This window comes from Allokutzneria oryzae, assembly GCF_042429765.1.
Classification (GTDB): Bacteria; Actinomycetota; Actinomycetes; order Mycobacteriales; family Pseudonocardiaceae; genus Allokutzneria; species Allokutzneria oryzae.
This window is the reverse complement of sequence record NZ_JBHLZU010000018.1, coordinates 414,061-429,888: the sequence shown is the minus strand read 5'-3', so window position 1 is coordinate 429,888 and position 15,828 is coordinate 414,061. Positions and strand designations below refer to the sequence as shown.

At 70.3% G+C, this 15,828-nt stretch carries 16 protein-coding genes; 10 read left to right on the top strand and 6 right to left on the bottom strand.

Annotated features, from left to right (window positions below):
* Positions 1-391 precede the first annotated feature (391 nt).
* Positions 392-682: a DUF6355 family natural product biosynthesis protein gene (locus tag ACFFQA_RS21200; protein WP_377854810.1), complete on the top strand. Its 291-nt coding sequence runs from the start codon at positions 392-394 to the stop codon at positions 680-682.
* Between the two features lie 308 nt (positions 683-990).
* A complete protein-coding gene (locus ACFFQA_RS21195; RefSeq protein ID WP_377854807.1) occupies positions 991-1,332 on the top strand; it encodes a metallopeptidase family protein in 342 nt (113 codons plus the stop codon).
* Between the two features lie 118 nt (positions 1,333-1,450).
* Here ACFFQA_RS21195 and ACFFQA_RS21190 read toward each other — a convergent pair whose 3' ends face one another.
* Entirely contained in the window at positions 1,451-2,518 is a 1,068-nt protein-coding gene (locus ACFFQA_RS21190) for a septum formation family protein (RefSeq protein ID WP_377854804.1), read from the bottom strand.
* Between the two features lie 164 nt (positions 2,519-2,682).
* Between ACFFQA_RS21190 and ACFFQA_RS21185 the strand changes: the two genes are divergently transcribed.
* The 6 genes from ACFFQA_RS21185 (at position 2,683) to ACFFQA_RS21160 (ending at position 8,788) form a co-directional block, all read left to right on the top strand.
* Positions 2,683-3,465 carry a hypothetical protein gene (locus ACFFQA_RS21185; RefSeq protein ID WP_377854801.1) on the top strand — a complete coding sequence of 261 codons (783 nt, stop codon included), beginning with the start codon at positions 2,683-2,685 and terminating at the stop codon, positions 3,463-3,465.
* Positions 3,466-4,632, top strand: coding sequence for a glutathionylspermidine synthase family protein (locus tag ACFFQA_RS21180; protein ID WP_377854798.1), 1,167 nt, complete (start codon positions 3,466-3,468; stop codon positions 4,630-4,632). It abuts the gene before it with no gap.
* Between the two features lie 67 nt (positions 4,633-4,699).
* Positions 4,700-5,167, top strand: a complete 468-nt coding sequence (locus ACFFQA_RS21175; RefSeq protein WP_377854796.1) for a DUF350 domain-containing protein — start codon at positions 4,700-4,702, stop codon at positions 5,165-5,167.
* Between the two features lie 70 nt (positions 5,168-5,237).
* A complete protein-coding gene (gene serS / locus ACFFQA_RS21170) occupies positions 5,238-6,503 on the top strand; it encodes a serine--tRNA ligase (protein ID WP_377854793.1) in 1,266 nt (421 codons plus the stop codon).
* A gap of 195 nt (positions 6,504-6,698) precedes the next feature.
* Complete coding sequence (locus tag ACFFQA_RS21165; protein WP_377854790.1) at positions 6,699-7,250, top strand: TetR/AcrR family transcriptional regulator; 552 nt, start codon at positions 6,699-6,701, stop codon at positions 7,248-7,250.
* Entirely contained in the window at positions 7,247-8,788 is a 1,542-nt protein-coding gene (locus tag ACFFQA_RS21160) for an MFS transporter (RefSeq protein ID WP_377854787.1), read from the top strand. The genes ACFFQA_RS21165 and ACFFQA_RS21160 overlap by 4 nt, the downstream gene beginning before the upstream one ends.
* 9 nt (positions 8,789-8,797) lie before the next feature.
* Here ACFFQA_RS21160 and ACFFQA_RS21155 read toward each other — a convergent pair whose 3' ends face one another.
* Both ACFFQA_RS21155 and ACFFQA_RS21150 read right to left on the bottom strand, forming a co-directional pair.
* On the bottom strand, positions 8,798-9,613 hold the full coding sequence (locus tag ACFFQA_RS21155; protein ID WP_377854784.1) for an alpha/beta fold hydrolase: 816 nt from the start codon (positions 9,611-9,613) through the stop codon (positions 8,798-8,800).
* Positions 9,614-9,665: 52 nt separating this feature from the next.
* A complete protein-coding gene (locus ACFFQA_RS21150; protein WP_377854781.1) occupies positions 9,666-10,526 on the bottom strand; it encodes an LLM class flavin-dependent oxidoreductase in 861 nt (286 codons plus the stop codon).
* Positions 10,527-10,599: 73 nt separating this feature from the next.
* On the opposite strand from ACFFQA_RS21150, the gene ACFFQA_RS21145 reads away from it, so the two are divergent.
* A complete protein-coding gene (locus ACFFQA_RS21145; protein ID WP_377854779.1) occupies positions 10,600-11,400 on the top strand; it encodes an HAD family hydrolase in 801 nt (266 codons plus the stop codon).
* 212 nt (positions 11,401-11,612) lie between these two features.
* Here ACFFQA_RS21145 and ACFFQA_RS21140 read toward each other — a convergent pair whose 3' ends face one another.
* From ACFFQA_RS21140 to ACFFQA_RS21130, 3 genes are read right to left on the bottom strand one after another with little or no spacing between them, the layout of a single operon-like run.
* The gene (locus ACFFQA_RS21140) at positions 11,613-12,164 is read right to left on the bottom strand and encodes a hypothetical protein (RefSeq protein ID WP_377854776.1); all 552 of its coding nucleotides are present in this window, start codon (positions 12,162-12,164) and stop codon (positions 11,613-11,615) included.
* The gene (locus tag ACFFQA_RS21135; RefSeq protein ID WP_377854773.1) at positions 12,161-12,919 is read right to left on the bottom strand and encodes a helix-turn-helix domain-containing protein; all 759 of its coding nucleotides are present in this window, start codon (positions 12,917-12,919) and stop codon (positions 12,161-12,163) included. Before ACFFQA_RS21135 ends, ACFFQA_RS21140 begins: the two co-directional genes overlap by 4 nt.
* On the bottom strand, positions 12,903-14,165 hold the full coding sequence (locus ACFFQA_RS21130; RefSeq protein ID WP_377854770.1) for an MFS transporter: 1,263 nt from the start codon (positions 14,163-14,165) through the stop codon (positions 12,903-12,905). Before ACFFQA_RS21130 ends, ACFFQA_RS21135 begins: the two co-directional genes overlap by 17 nt.
* Positions 14,166-14,426: 261 nt before the next feature.
* Here ACFFQA_RS21130 and ACFFQA_RS21125 point away from each other — a divergent pair, with 261 nt between their 5' ends.
* On the top strand, positions 14,427-15,821 hold the full coding sequence (locus ACFFQA_RS21125; RefSeq protein WP_377854768.1) for a hypothetical protein: 1,395 nt from the start codon (positions 14,427-14,429) through the stop codon (positions 15,819-15,821).
* Positions 15,822-15,828: the final 7 nt, after the last annotated feature.

Genomic DNA, 15,828 nt, shown 5'->3' with positions numbered 1-15,828 from the left:
CCTGAAGTGCACGCGGGTGCGGATGAAGGTGCGCCCCGTGTCAGGTCGGGGAGACAACGTGGTCAAGTCTGCTCACACCGGACGCGGCGGGTCCACGAATCGCGTCCCGGGTGGGTAAGAGGCGAGCGACTCGTACATGTGTTCCCCCGGGTATCACATGCTCTTGTGGTCGCTGATCAGGTGTTTCGCCTTGCTGGCGAGTCGGTCGCGGAGATCTCGGCAGTCCCGCCAAACTGACAGAGCCCGCGATTGCCGAAGCCACCCACGCGCACGTCGCGGCATCCCTCGTTCAGGTCGTCACATTCACCCTCACGTGAACTGGTTGTGCATCCGCATGGAGTAGTGGGAAAGATCGTCGCCCGTCCCTTGCGCATACGAGACGAGGAAAGTTGTGAAGAAGCGAATTCTGGGCGTGCTCGCCGCTGCCCTGACCGTCGCTGGCACGCTCGGTGGAGCCATGGTGGTCTCCAGCGGAACGGCCTCCGCAGGCCCGTGCGGTCACTGGACCTCGGGTGTGTCCTACTGGACCAAGCACTACTACAAGCACTGCGGCGGCCAGCGCGTCTGGGTGGACATCAGCATCAACAACGAGCCCCAGCCGAGCATTTGCTTCAATCCGGGGGAAGAGCTGTACATCGGCAAGAACGTCACGAAGGCTTGGTCCGGCGGCGCCCGCTGCTGATGGCTCACTGAGCCCGTACCGCCCCGGCCTTCACGGCAGCTGAGCCCCGGTTCTCGCAACGTGGCGAGGGCCGGGGTGTCCAGCGCGTCAGGCACCTGGTGCGGGCGCGACAGCACGGTGACCCCGCGCGATCCCGCGCCTGGACGGGCGGCTGCCCACCACGGCCACCGACCGGGCGTCCCGCGCTTCGAGCACGTCCCGGAGGGCGAGGAGGAGCACGGCCCGAGCCCGCACGTCCCAGGGACAAAAGCGATCATCACAAGGGGCGCACTGGCGGCACGTCTCCACGCAGAATGGGGAACGTGGAGATGGCCGCGCGAGAGTTCGACACCCTTGTTTCGGAAGCACTCGACACGATCCCGCGAGAGCTGACACGGCTCATGGACAACGTGGTCGTGCTCGTCGAAGACGAGCCGGACGGATCAGAGCCGGAACTACTGGGGCTCTACGAAGGTGTCGCGCTGACCGAGCGCACCTCGACCTACGGCGGGGTGCTCCCGGACCGGATCACCATCTACCGGGGGCCGACGCTCCGCATCTGCGAGACGCGCGACGACGTCGTGTACGAAGTCGCAACGACCGTCGTGCACGAGGTCGGTCACCACTTCGGCATCTCTGACCAGCGCCTTCACGAACTCGGCTGGGGCTAGGGGAAGCGGTGTGCGTCGTTGGGAGCCGCACCGCGGTGATCGCCACCCCGTCGACGACCTCGTAGAGCCCGAGCGGGCCGGGCTCCTCCGGGCGCCGCTCCTCGACCGGCACCGGGGATCAGCCGCCGCCCTGCTCCGTTGTCGGCGCCGGCCCGCCGCCCTCCGGGGTGGTGCCCTGCGGCTCGTTGGGCACGTCGATCTGGCCGGAGGTGTCGGTGCCCGGCGAGCCGGGCGGGGCGGGCGCGCCCGGCGGCACCAGCGGGACCTGCGCCAGCGCCGGCTCCTTGCCGACGTTGATCGCGTCCTGCTTGTCCTTGCTCACGCTGCCGCTGATCGGGGCGAGGCCGCTCTTGTCCGGCAGCTGGGCGCCGACCTTGCAGTCCACCCGGCGCGAACCAGCCATCCAGCTGTCCTGCTTGCGGGTGTCCCAGTAGACCGTCAGACCCTTCTGCTCGACCACGTTCGGGCCGCCCGCGTACTCGGCGGCCAGCTTCGGGCACTGCGCGCTCAGCAGCTGGTTCTGCTTGGTCTCGTCGGGGAACTCCGAGGGGAAGTGCGCGCCGAGGTCGACGACGCCGACCACCTCGTAGGCGTGCGCCTTGGTGCAGTCCACCGGATCGGCGACGGAGCGGCCGCTGATGCCGACGCACAGCCCGACCGAGTGCACGTCGGACTGGTCGATGGTCCTGGCACTACCCACGATCGGGTACAAAGCGCCGGACGGTCCGGCCGCCTGGACGCCGCACCAGAGCTTGCGGTCGCCGTTCTCCCAGCTCTTCTGGGTCGGTTTGAGCGCGCTCACACTGAGCCGCCCTGCGGGGTCCAGCCGCCCCTGGAGCGCCTCGACGGACTTGTCGCCGCACCACGACTGACCGATCTGGGCCCACCGCAGCGCGTCCGGGAACGCCACGTCCTCGCCGAAGTTCGGGTCGGTCGCGAGGTCCGCCGTCGCGGTCAGCTCGAACAGGTGCGGTTTCTCACAGGCCACCTTGGAGACGTCGCTGGCGTCCGGCTTCGTCCAGGTCAGGCACGTTCCCGAGGGTGCGTCGGCGAGCACGTGACCCGGTCCGTCGCTGGCGACGTCGGAGCCGAGCCGCCAGCCGAACACCGTGCTCGCCGCCAGGATGAGCAGTGCGCCGGCGAAGGCCCCCGCCATCACTCGGCGGGTGCTCTGGGTGTGATCCATGCGGCGGGTCCGATCGCGGTCTCGACGGCAACGGCTAACGGCATTTACCCCATGATGCCGGGTCCGGCCAACCCAAGCGGCTATCCGGGTGACATGGGTTGCTATTTGGCCACTGTCCTCCGTCACACGTATGACCTAGGTACGGTGCGGCGCGGGAGTGGTTGATGACGAACAACGAAACGCCGGGCGGCGAGCAGCGGCCCGAGCCGAAGGAGACCCCGTCGGCCCAACAGGGGTCGTCGGCGTCCGAGCCTGCCCCCGCAGGGGCGCACGCCGAGTCCGCCAAGACCGAGCCGACAGCCGAGCCGACACCGGAGCCGAAGGCCGAGCCCGGCGCCGGACCGGCGGCAGCGGCGAAACCGGTCGACACGCCGGAGAAACCGAAACCCCGGCGCGGCCAGATCAACTTCCAGGACCCGAACACCACGAGGGCCCGGCCGCCGACGGTCGCGGAGCAGCGGGCGCGCGAGGCGGCCCGCCGCGAGGAGCGGGAGCGGCGCGCGGCCGAGGAGGCCGAGGCCGCGCGCAAGGCCAAGCTGCGCAAGCGGCTGCTCATCGGCGGTGGCGTCTCCGTCGGCGTGGTCGCGCTGATCGCGATCTGGTACGCCGCCTCGCAGCCCGACGACGTCGAGGCGCGCTGCGTCGACAACAACAACGTCGTGGTCGACGACTACTACTGCGACGACGACTACGCGCGCAGTCACGGCGGCTACAGCAGCGGTGGCGGCAGCACGTTCATCTACCTCGGTGGTGGCGGTCGCCAGTACAGCTACAACTACGGCGGCAGCGGCGCGATCGGGCAGAGGGTGACCGGCGGGACCTCGATCAAGCCCAGCGGCGCCAACATCTCCACCCCGTCCGGCAAGTCCATCCAGCGCGGCGGCTTCGGTGTCCGCAGCGGCGGCAGCAGCGGTGGCAGCAAGGGCTCCACCAGCGGAGGAAGCTGAGTGCACAGGGAGAGCTCCGAACCGCGCGCCGACTGGGAGCGCAAGGTCGCCGACCAGGGTCTGGTCTTCGGCAGCCCCGCCGCGGGGCCGGGTGGCGTGCAACGCCCGTACTGGGACGAGTCGGTGAACTACGTCTTCAGCCTCGACGAGGTGCTCGCGCTGGAGGCCGACGTCGAGCTGCTGCACTCCATGTGCCTGGACGCGGTGGACAACGTGGTCACCACCGAGCGCTACCGCGACTTCGGGCTGCCGGAGTGGGTGTGGCCGGCGATCGCGGACTCGTGGAAGCGCGGCGACCCCCACCTCTACGGGCGCTTCGACCTGCGCTACGACGGCTCCGGCCCCGCGAAGATGCTGGAGTACAACGCCGACACGCCGACCTCGTTGCTGGAGGCGGCCGTGGTGCAGTGGCACTGGCTGACCGACACCCACGAGGGCGACGACCAGTGGAACTCCATCCACGAGAAGCTGGTCGAGCGGTGGAGCCAGCTCACCGACCGGCTGCCCGCGGGGCAGGCGCACTTCACCTGGTCGGCGGCGGACTCCTCCGGTGAGGACCACGTCACCGCCGCGTACCTGCAGGAGACCGCGGCCGAGGCCGGGCTGGACACCGTGGGCCTGGCCATCGAGGAGATCGGCTGGGACCCGGAGCTCAAGCGCTTCGTCGACCTGCGCGAGGACCCGATGTCCACCGTGGTGAAGCTCTACCCGTGGGAGTGGGTCGTCGACGACCCGTTCGGCAGGCACGCGGTGGAGAGCCAGCCCAACACGCTGTGGGTCGAGCCGCTGTGGAAGATGCTGCTGTCGAACAAGGCGCTGCTCGCGGTGCTCTGGGAGATGTACCCGGGCCACCCGAACCTGCTGCCCGCCTTCCTCGACGAACCCGGCTTCCTCACCGAGTACGTGCGCAAGCCGCGGCTCGGCAGGGAGGGGTCGAACATCCAGATCGTGGCTCCCGGCATGGAGCACGAGACCGGTGGCGTGTACGGCAAGGAGGGCTACGTCTACCAGCTCTTCGACCCGCTGCCGGAGTTCGACGGCATGCGCCCGGTGCTGGGCGCGTGGGTGGTCGGCGACCACTCGGCGGGCCTGGGCATCCGGGAGACCGTCGGCCTGGTCACCGACGACGGCGCGGCTTTCGTGCCGCACCGCATCCCTGAGTCCTGAAACCGCCAATCACTATCCATAATGGACAGTCTGGGACGTTTCCGGACTGGGTCGTAGGAGGAAGTACGTGACCACCCATCTCGCCGTCTCCAGCCTGGCGCTGGAGGAGGGCTTCGGCGGTGCGCTCCTGCGGGGCGTCGGTGCCATCGCGTTGTACGCGGTCGTCGGCCTGCTGCTCATGCTCGTCGGCTTCTACGCCATCGATTTCACCACGCCCGGCAAGCTCAGCCAGCTCGTCCGCAACGGCGCGCCGAACGCGGTGGTGATCACCTCCGCCGGCCTGATCAGCATGGCGTTCATCGTCGTCGTCGTGATCAACAACGCCGGCGGCAAGCTGTCGGAGGGCCTGCTCTCCGCGCTGGTCTTCGGCTTCGCCGGGGTGATCGTGCAGGTGCTCGCGGTGCGGCTGCTGGAGTGGGTGACCCGGATCGACATCGGCAACCTGATCCGCTCCGACGTCTACACCCCGGCCAGCCTGGTGGTGGCCTCCGCGCACATCGCGCTCGGCCTCGTGGTCGCCGTCGCCATCAGCTAGTAGATCTTGTGGGACCGGGATCGGCGGTCGGCCGACTCCCGGTTTCCCGCCACCACTAAGCTCACCTGCTGTGATCGACCTCAAGACGCTCCGCGAAGATCCGGAAGCCGTACGCGGTTCGCAGCGCGCGAGGGGCGAGGACCCGTCCCTCGTCGACGCCCTGCTCTCCGCCGACGAGCGGCGACGCTCCACGGTCTCCCGCGCGGACTCCCTGCGCGCCGAGCAGAAGCAGTTCGGCAAGCAGGTCGGCCGCGCCCAGGGCGAGGAGCGCGCCGCGCTCCTGGTCAAGGGCAAGGAGCTCGCGGCGGAGGTCAAGGCGGCCGAGGCGGAGCAGGCCGAGGCCGAAGCCGCGTTCGTCGCGGCGCACCGCCGGGTCTCCAACCTCGTCGAGGACGGCGCCCCGCACGGCGGCGAGGACGACTACGTCGTGCTCAAGCACGTCGGTGACAAGCCGAGCTTCGACTTCGAGCCCAAGGACCACCTGGAGCTCGCCGAGTCGCTCGGCGCGATCGACATGGAGCGCGGGGCCAAGGTCTCCGGCTCGCGCTTCTACTTCCTCACCGGGGTTGGCGCGCAGCTGCAACTGGCCATGCTCAACCTCGCGGCGCAGCAGGCGATCGCGGAGGGCTTCACCCTGATGATCCCGCCGGTGCTGGTGCGCCCGGAGATCATGGAGGGCACCGGCTTCCTCGGCGCGCACGCCAGCGAGGTCTACCGGCTGCGCGACGACGACCAGTACCTGGTCGGCACCTCCGAGGTGCCGCTCGCGGGCTACCACGCCGACGAGATCATCGACCTCGGCGCGGGGCCGAAGCGCTACGCGGGCTGGTCCACCTGCTTCCGCCGCGAGGCGGGCTCCTACGGCAAGGACACCAGGGGCATCATCCGCGTCCACCAGTTCGACAAGGTGGAGATGTTCGTCTACACCCGCCCCGAGGACGCCCACGACGAGCACCTGCGGCTGCTCGCCTGGGAGGAGGAGATGCTGGCCAAGGTCGAGCTGCCCTACCGGGTGATCGACGTGGCCGGTGGCGACCTCGGCAGCAGCGCGGCCCGCAAGTACGACTGCGAGGCGTGGCTGCCGACCCAGCAGGCGTTCCGCGAGGTCAGCTCGACCTCCAACTGCACCACCTTCCAGGCGCGCAGGCTGTCGGTGCGCTACCGCGACGCCGACAACAAGAGCCAGATCGCGGCCACGCTCAACGGCACGCTGGCCACCACGCGCTGGATCGTGGCGATCCTGGAGAACCACCAGCAGGCCGACGGTTCCGTTCGGGTCCCGGCGGCGCTGCGGCCGTTCATGGGCGGCAAGGACGTGCTCGAACCCATCCGCTGAACCCGTGCTCCCAGGGCGGGGGCGTGGTGTCCTTCTCGGACACCGCGCCCCCGCGCCGCCTTCGGCGGGCTGAAATACGTCTGAAGAACTCCCTGGCATTGTTGCGAGTGGACAGTTCGGCGTTGGAAGATCATTGGTTCACCACGTTCTCGCATTACTGAGACGCCACTGTCTCAGCCGTGTTAGCGTCCCGCCGTGGTGACCGATCGGGACCAGGTGCTGCGCGCCGCCGCCGCACTGCTGGTGCGCAACCACGGCGCGTCCATGACCGAGGTGGCCGAGGCCGCCGGGATCAGCAGGGCGACCCTGCACCGGGTCGTGCCCAGCCGCGACGCCCTGCTCGACCAGCTGCTCTGGCTCGGTCTCGGCGAGACCGTGGCCGCGCTCACCGCCGCCGCCCCCGAGTCCGGGGAGCCGCTGGCCGCGCTCGGCCGGGTCGTCGAGTCGCTGACCCCGGTCGCCGAGCTGTTCCGCTTCGTCACCACCCAGCCGCTGGACGCGGCCACCCCCGAGTTCCAGTCCGGCTACCACGCCCTCGACGAGCGGCTGACCGCGCTGTTCCTGCGCGGCCAGGCCTCCGGCGCCTTCCGGAGCGACCTGCCCGCGACCTGGATGGTCGACGCGCTCGCCAGCCTGCTCTTCGCCGCCGCGCTCGCGGCAAGGGAGGGCAGGCTGCCCGGGAACGACAACCCCCGCGCCGTCATCGAACTGATCGTCGGTGGCGTCACGCGAGGAGAAACCGAGTGACCGCTTTGTCCTCCGTCCACGAGACCAGTCCGGTGACCACCCGCCACCGGTGGCTCGCCCTCGCCACGCTGGTCCTGGCGATCCTGCTGGTGTCGCTGGACACCACGGTGCTCAGTCTGGCCATCCCGCACCTGACCGAGAGCCTGAAGCCGACGAGCACCCAGATCCTGTGGATCGGGGACATCTACGCGTTCGTGCTGGCCGGGTTGCTGGTCACGATGGGCACGCTGGGTGACCGGATCGGCCGCAAGAAGCTGTTGATGATCGGCTCGGCAGGGTTCGGCGTCTTCTCCGCGGTCGCCGCCTTCGCGCCCAGCGCGAACCTGCTGATCGCGGCCCGCGTGGTGCAGGGCGTCGCGGGCGCGACGCTGATGCCCTCGACGCTGTCGATCATCCGCAACATCTTCACCAACCCCAGGGAGCGCGGGTTCGCGGTCGCGGTGTGGGGCGCGATGGCCTCCGCGGGCGCGGCGCTCGGCCCGCTCGTCGGCGGTGTGCTGCTCCAGCACTTCTGGTGGGGCTCGGTCTTCCTGATCAACGTGCCGGTGATGGTGGTGCTGATCGGCGTGGGCATGTGGGTGCTGCCGGAGTCCAAGGACCCGGTGCCCGGTGCCTGGGACCTGCCGAGCGTGTTCGCCTCGCTGGTCGGCGTGGTCGCGGTCGTCTACGGCGTCAAGGAGATCGCGGTCTACGGCTGGGCGCAGCCGCTGGCGGTGGTCGCCGTGGCGCTGGGCGTGTTCGCGCTGGTCTGGTTCTCCCGCAGGCAGCTGGTGATCCCGCACCCCCTGGTCGACGTGCGGCTGTTCGCCAACCCGAGGTTCAGCAGCGCGATCCTGTCCACGCTGCTCGCCGTGCTCGGCCTCGCGGGCGCGTCGTTCATCCTCTCCCAGTTCCTGCAGCTCGTTCAGGGCTACAGCCCGCTGAGCTCCGGCCTGCTGAACCTGCCCGGCACGGTCGGCGCGGTCACCGGCGGCCTGATGTCCAGCACGATCGCGCACCGCTGGTCGGCGCGGAAGGCCACCTCGATCGGGCTGGTGGTGATCGCGGCGGGCCTGTGCATCGCGCTCGGTTTCGAGCCGGACACCAGCGCGTGGACGGTCGGTCTCGTCATGTTCACCGCGGGCGGCGGCGCCGGGCTGGCGTTCACCGTCAACGCGAACATGGTGCTGACCGCGGCCCCCAAGGAGAAGTCCGGCGCGGCCTCCGCCCTGTCCGAGACGGCCTACCAGCTCGGCGCGGCGCTGGGCATCGCGCTGCTGGGCTCGGCGACCACGATCGTCTACCGCAACAGCATGAACACGCTCGCCGCGGTGGTGCCGCCCGACGTCCTCGCGGTCGCGCGGGAGTCCATCGGCGGCGCGTTCTCCGTCGCCCCGAAGCTCCCGCCGGAGCAGGCGTCCCAGCTCATCGACGTGGCCCGGCACGCATTCGTCGACGGCGCGGTCGTCGCGGCCGGGGTCGCGGCGGCCCTGCTGGTCGGCGCCGCGGCCGTCTCCTGGTTCGCGCTCAGGGAGAAGTCCGGGCCCACCAAGGACTAGACCGGTGAGCTAGAGGACGCCCAGGTGGTCCCGGGCGGCGGTGACGAAGGCCGCCGGGTGGGACAGCTGGGGCGCGTGACCGGCTCCCGGGATCTCGCGGACCCGCGCCTCCGGCAGGCGGTCGGCGATCTCCCGGACCACGGCTCGGTAGACGGGCAGCGTCCGCTCACCCGTCGTCACCGTGACCGCGACGCCGAGCCCGGCCAGTGACGACGGGTCCACCGCCAACCGGTCCAGGTCGCGGTACTGGTCGAGCCAGGTCTCCGCGTTGGCCATCATCGCGGCGCGCTGCTCGGCGTCGAACAGGTCGAGCCAGCTGCCCTCGCCGAAGCCGACGTGCTCGACGAACATCCGCGTGCCGCCTTCGACGTCGCCGAACCCGAGCAGCTCGGCTGCCTGGCGCATCCATCGGGCGGCCGTGAGCCGCAGGTCGTCGTCCTCCGTGGGCAACAGGGCGAACGCCGGTGGCTCGTGCACCAGCGCGCTGCGCACCACCTCCGGTCGCTTCGCCGTCGCCAGCAGCACGATCGACGAGCCGTAGGAGTGCCCGACCAGGTGCGCTCGGCCGCCCGCCAAGTGCTCGACCACGGCGGAGAGGTCGTCCACGTCCTCCAGGATGCTGCCCTGGCCGCGCGGCGCTGTGCTCGCCGTGTGCCCGCGCCGGTCGTAGCGGATCACCGTGTGCCGTTCGCCGAGCGGCCCGGCCACGCGATCCCAGCTGCGGTGGTCGTCCCAGGACCCGTGCACGAGGACGACCGGATCGCCGCTGCCGGCGCTGGTCCACGCCAGCCGCGTCTGTCCGAGGTCGAGTTGTCCGGTCCGCACGGTGGCCCCCGCCTTCCCCGTTGGCAGTTCCCCCCGGGGACGCTACGCGCGCTCAGCGGTACCGCGGCATGACGCTCGTCACGACCTCCTCCAGCACGTCCACGCTGCCCGCGTACCAGTCGCTCTCGCGCGGCCAGTGCGTGATCACGTCCGTGAACCCGAGCTCCGCCGCGCGGCCGGTCGCCTCGGCGAAATAGTCCACACTGGACAGTGAGAACACCGGGCAGGCGTCGAGCGAGAGATGTCTGTCCATAGTGGACTCGTCGAGGATGTCGTCCATTCGCTTGGCCAGCTCGGCGACGCCCTGCCACCAGCCCTCGGCGTCCTCCGCCTTCGGACCGGTCGTCACCCAGCCCTTGCCGAACCGCGCGGCGACCCGCATCGACCGCGGACCGTTGGCCGCGACCACGAACGGCAGCCTCGGGCGCTGCGCGCAGCCCGGCAGCGTGCGCGCGTCCACCGCGCGGAAGTACTCGCCGTCGTAGCTCACGTGGTCGGTGGTCAGCAGCTTGTCCAGCAGCTCGACGAACTCGCCGAGCCGGGACACCAGCTGTCGCGGGGCCAGCGGGGTGTCGCCGAGGATCGTCGGGTCCAGCGCGGAAGCACCCGCGCCCACCCCGAGGGTGAACCGCCCGCCGGAGATGTCGTCCAGCCCCATCAGCTGCCGAGAGAAGGTCACCGGGTGGCGGAAGTTCGGGTTGGCGACCAGCGTGCCCAGCCTGATCCGCGAGGTGGTGAGCGCGGCGGCGGTCAGCGTGGACACCGCGTCGTACCACGGGCCGTCGGCCAGCGTCCGCCACGCCAGGTGGTCGTAGGTCCACGCGTGGTCGAAGCCGTAGGACTCCGCCCGACGCCAGCGGTCACCGCCCTGGGACCAGGGCTGATCAGGGAGGATCACGATTCCGAAGCGCATCCGGCGACGCTAGCTCACGAGTCCGACACCGTGGGTTCACCGCCCGCCCACCGCCGTTGGGCAGGATGGGCGGGTGAGGACACCCCGACTGATCGCCTCGGACGCCGACGGAACCCTGCTCAACCCGCTGGAGCGGGTCAGCGACCGCACCGGAGCGGTCGTGCGGCGGGCGCTGGACGCGGGCGCGATGTTCGTCGTCGCCACCGGCAGGCCACCGAGGTGGACCCTGCCGGTCATGCGCCAGCTGGACCTGGTCGGCCCCGCGGTCTGCAACAACGGGTCGATGGTCTACGACTTCGCGGAGAACCGGGTGATCAGCCGCTCGGCGCTCGACGCGGTCCTGCTGCGCGACGCGGCCGAGGCGGTCACCCGCGCGATCCCCGGCAGCACGCTCGCGGTGGAGCGGCTGGAGGACTCCAACGCCGACTGCTTCCTCATCGAGGACGGGTACACCCACGCGTGGCCGGACACCGAGTCGGTCCGGGTCGCGCGCGACGAGCTGCTCGGCATGCCCGCGGTCAAGCTCCTGGTCCGCAACGCCCTGATGACCAGCGACGAGATGGCCACCGCGGCGAAGGCCGTGCTCGACGGGGTGGTCGACGTGACCTTCTCGATCGGCACCGGGCTGATCGAGATCGTGGTCGCGGGTGTCACCAAGGCGACCGGCCTGGAGCTGCTCGCGGACGCCTACGGCATCGATGCCGCCGACGTCATCGCCTTCGGCGACATGCCCAACGACATCGCGATGCTGTCGTGGGCCGGGCAGGGCGTCGCGATGGGCAACGCCCACGCCTCCGTGTTGGAGGTCGCCGACGAGGTCGCGGCGCCCAACTCCGAGGACGGCGTCGCCCAGGTGCTGGAGCGCTGGTTCTAGCGCCTGTCCCGCAAGTGGTAACACCACCTCACCACCCCCTGACGCCTCATCCACGTGCCCCTCATTTCGCGTTATGTAGCCTTGATGCGACTTGGGAGCGCTCTTTTGCGCATGAAGGTGACAAAACGCGAAAACCCCGACCACGCCAGCCAGCGCACGGGGGCACGGGGTGGTGCCGCCTCGGGGCATCGGGACGACTTGCAGGACAGCGACTAGGTCGGGTTCACCAACCGCAGCATTCGGACCGCGGTCTTCGCGTCGTCGGCGTGGAAGCGGACCCGCCGCACGGCGTGCCGACCGCGTTTGCCGAGGTCCACCTCGCACGACCGGTCGAACTCGACGACGACCGTGGTGGTGTCGCCGTTGGGGAGGACCAGCGTCTCGCCGTCCACGGTGACCGAGCCCCCGTGGTTGCCCTTGCGCTCGGTCCACGCCGCTCGTACGGCAGTGACCGGAAAGGACAGTTCGACGCGCGATCCGCTGCGCAGCACCAGCTCCTCCGGCCCGACGAGATGTGGCCGGGTGATCAGGGACGCGATGTAGCCGACCAGCCACAGCACGCTGTAGACGCTGAGCGCCAACAGGATCCAGCGTACGACGGCCCACGGGACCAGGAACTCCACCGCGACCAGTTCGATCACCGAGACCACGAGCAGCGCGACCAAGGTGCTGGTGGACTCGCCGGAGCAGGGGAGAGCCGTCGCGCCCTCCGGCACGTCACGTCGCCCGCGCAGCAGCAGGAACAGCGCCCTGAACGCGATCACGACGACTCCTTTCCCACCGCGCGCTCGGCCATGAGGTAGATGAACCGTCGCTGCGCTGGTGCGAACGAGTCGATGAAGTCGGTGAACATCGCGTCCATCGGCCCGACGTCGCCGACCTCCTGCCGCTGCATCATCGCGGTGATGTTCGGGTTGTCCGCCAACAGGTTCTCCGCCAGCCGCTCGACCTCCGGGCTGTCCTCCGGCTCGCTGGCCAGCTCCTGGAAACCGCGCATCAACCGGAGCAACGACTCGGAGCGGACCGGTCCGCCCCAGAACGTGCGGTAGGCCTCGGTCAGCTGCCCGAGGCTCTCCGGTGAGGTGATGGTGACCAGCAGCAGCGCCTCCTTCTCCCAGCGGAGCAGCTTCCCGTCCACGCCCTCCGCTTCCAGTCGGCGCAGCATCTCGCCGAGCTCGCCGGGAATCTCGGGGTCCTCCGCGGACGCGCGCAGCTCGGCGATCCGCTTGCGCTGGGCCGCGATCCGCTTCTCCTGTTCGGCGAGCTCATTGTCTAATGTGGACAGAGCATCGTCGAGTGCCCGCGGTTTCTCGCCCAACAGCTCGCGAATCTGGTCCAGGGACAGGCCGAGGTCGCGCAGGCGCTTGATCCGCGAGACGGTGATCAACGCCATCGTCCCGTAGCTGCGGTAGCCGGAGGAGTTCCTCGGCGGCTCGTCGATCAGCCCCTCCGCCGTGTAGTGCCGGACCGCGCGCACGGTGGTGCCCGCGAGCCTGGCCAGCTCACCGATCGTCAGCATCGACCGGCACCTCCTCGTTCTGGCTCTCCAGCTGCCGGGCGCCCGGCAGCAGCAACGCCCCGAGTGCGAGCGCGGCCCACACCACCGTGATCAGTGTGCCGGTGCCGTGCACGCCGAGTCCGGTGATCAGCCAGCCGCCGGCGAACGCGCCGACGGGTGAGGCGCTCAGCATCACCGCGTTCTGCACGCCGAAGACCCGTCCACGCGCCTGCTCCGGCACCCGTTCGCTGGTCAGCACGAGCATCAGCGGCTGCATGGGCCCGCTGACCACGCCGAGGACGGCCGAGGCGGCCACCACCCACCAGTAGGCGGGCAGCGCGGTGAGCCAGGCGATCGCGCCGATCGAACCGAGCACGGACACCGACAGCCACGTGCGCCGCGACAACCGCGTGCCGATCGCGGAGTAGACCAGGTTGCCCCCGATCATGCCGAGGGCCGAGGCCATGATCACCGGACCCAGCTGGCCCGCCGAGCCACCCGTCTGCACGAAGTGCGCGGGCAGCAGCAACATCTGGATCGGCGCCATGACGAGCAGGCTCGCCGTGGACAGCGCGGTCAGCATGATCAGCACGGGTTCGCGGCGCAGCACGCTCGCCGCGAACCGCAGGTCCTTGGCCCAGTGCTGCTTCTCGGCCACGGTGCTGGTGCCCAGGTTCGCGGGCAGCGCGGCGGTGAGCAGCGCCGCCGTCGCCGAGGTCGCCGCGGTCACCCACAGCGCGGTCGAGCCCTCCAACCAGGTCAGCACCAGGGCGCCGAGCGCGGGTCCCACGATCAACGCGGCCCCGGTGAACGCCTGGCGCAGGCCGCTGAGCCGCTCCAGCGACATCCCGGCCGACGTGGCGACATCGGGCAGCAGGGTCTCGCGCGCGGTCATCCCGGGAATGTCGAAGACCGCGCCCGCGATGCCCAGCACGATGAACCAGCCGAGGTTCAGCCCGAAGACCGCGTCCACCACGGGCAGGGCGGCGACGCAGGCCGCGGACGCCAGGTCGGCGCCGATGGAGATCCGCCGCCTGCCGACCCGGTCGATCACCACGCCGCCCGCGACCGCGGCGACCAGCATGGGCAGTCCGGAGGCCGCGGCGACCGTGCCCGCGGCCGCGGCGTCCTCGGTCCGGACGAGGACCAGCCACGGCAGCGCGATTCCGGCGATCGAGTTCCCCAGCAGGGACAACGTCTCCGCGGCGAGGAAGAGCACCGGAACCCGTCTGCCGTGCCCCCGCTCCGCGGCCGTCAGTCTCTTCATGGGGCCAGCGTCCAGGGTTGACGCTGCGTCAGGGTCAACCCTGAACCCGGGTCGTCCGCCTGCTCGCCGCCGACAGTCCGAAAAGGACGACGGCGTCACGTCGTCCCTGCTCGTCCCGCTCGACCGGCCATTCGTGCGCTCGTGACGTGCCGAATGGACCTTGGCGGACAGCGTGATCGTCTCGCTCGTGTGGCGCTAGCTGTCACCAGCCGGCGTCACTAGCTTGGGAGATCACCACGTCGCAACGAGGGGGAGTCCAGCATGGCCGAGTTCTCCGTCGCGTTCACCCGCGCTGACATCACGCCGGGGCCCAACACCGTGCGCAACCGATGGATGGCCGGATACGGCTGGGACCCTCGTGGCAACCCCAACTTCACGGCGGCGCGGCCACTGCGCGCCGAGTGCGTCATGATCAGCCAGGCCAACGGCGACCCGCTCATCATGGTCCGCGTCGACCTGCTGAACCTGCCAACGTTCCTGTCCAGCAGGGTTCGCACGCGCGTCATCAACGAGCTCCGCCTCACCGGCAACGCGTCCTTCATGATGAACGCCAGCCACACCCACTCCGGCCCCGCGCTGCCGGAGGAACCCGACCCGTACATCATCTACGGGCTTTCCGGGAGCCAGCTCGACGAGGTCAACAACTACGCGGAATGGCTCATCAAACGGCTGGTCTCGCTCGTGCGCGAGACCAGGGCCAAGGCCACCGTCCCCGTCACGCTCTCCTACGGAGAAGGCGTCGCGAAAGCCGCCGTCAACCGCGTCGGGCTGGGCTGGCAGACCGACGAGGTTCCCGTGCTGCTCGCCAGGAGGGAAGGCACCAACACCCCCGTCCTCGCCCTCTTCGGCTACGCCTGCCACCCCGTCGCCCGCGGCAACGAACCCGTCTTCGACAGCGACTTCCCCGGGATCGCGGGCAAGCTCATCGAGACCGAGTTCGGCTGCCCCGCCTTCTTCTTCAACGGCGCGGCGGGTGACCGCAACCCCGACCGCACCGGCGGTGACGCCGACGTGGTCAACGTTGGGACCCGCGTCGGCCAGGGCGCGATCAAGGTCATCCGCGACGGCGGCCTCACTCCGGTGCACGGGCCCGTCAAGACCGTCCTGCGCGCGGCGCGGCTGCCGCTCGCCGAGGACCTCACCGACTTGGACACGTTGATCCGCCTCGACAACGCCTACGAGCAGGAACGGCTCCGTGCGGTGGAGGAGGGCGACACCCCCGGCGCGCGCTTCTGCGAGGCGATGCGCCGCGAGCTCGCCGACGGCTCCACCCCGGTGGTCTACAACGTGCCGGTGCAGTGCTGGAAGTTCGGCGCCGACTTCGCCATCCTCGCCCTCGGTGGCGAGGCGCTGTCCGGCTACAACGTCGGCACTCGCGGTCTGACCAAGCGCAAGCTCTGGGTGATGGCCTACGCCAACGAGATCCCCGGTTACGTGCCCGCCGACGACGTGCTCTGGCACTGGCCCGGCCCCGCGTGCCACTACGAGTCCGGCTGGACCAACAATCCCAAGATCACCGGCAGGGGCACCAGCATGATGGCTTTCGGCTGGCCCGTGCCCCTCGCCTCCTCGCAACCCGTCGGCACCAGTCCGGCGACCCCGCAGAGCGCGGAGGGACAGCTCATGGCGATGTGCCGGAAAGTGCTCGCCGACTGAGCCGTGT

Excerpts from the sequence above, each read along its gene's own strand:
- ACFFQA_RS21135 (WP_377854773.1), bottom strand. The coding sequence starts at position 12,919 with ATGCTGACGATCGGTGAGCTGGCCAGGCTCGCGGGCACCACCGTGCGC.
- ACFFQA_RS21130 (WP_377854770.1), bottom strand. The coding sequence starts at position 14,165 with ATGAAGAGACTGACGGCCGCGGAGCGGGGGCACGGCAGACGGGTTCCG.
- ACFFQA_RS21150 (WP_377854781.1), bottom strand. The coding sequence starts at position 10,526 with ATGCGCTTCGGAATCGTGATCCTCCCTGATCAGCCCTGGTCCCAGGGC.
- ACFFQA_RS21190 (WP_377854804.1), bottom strand. The coding sequence starts at position 2,518 with ATGGATCACACCCAGAGCACCCGCCGAGTGATGGCGGGGGCCTTCGCC.
- ACFFQA_RS21185 (WP_377854801.1), top strand. The coding sequence starts at position 2,683 with ATGACGAACAACGAAACGCCGGGCGGCGAGCAGCGGCCCGAGCCGAAG.
- ACFFQA_RS21125 (WP_377854768.1), top strand. The coding sequence starts at position 14,427 with ATGGCCGAGTTCTCCGTCGCGTTCACCCGCGCTGACATCACGCCGGGG.
- ACFFQA_RS21195 (WP_377854807.1), top strand. The coding sequence starts at position 991 with ATGGCCGCGCGAGAGTTCGACACCCTTGTTTCGGAAGCACTCGACACG.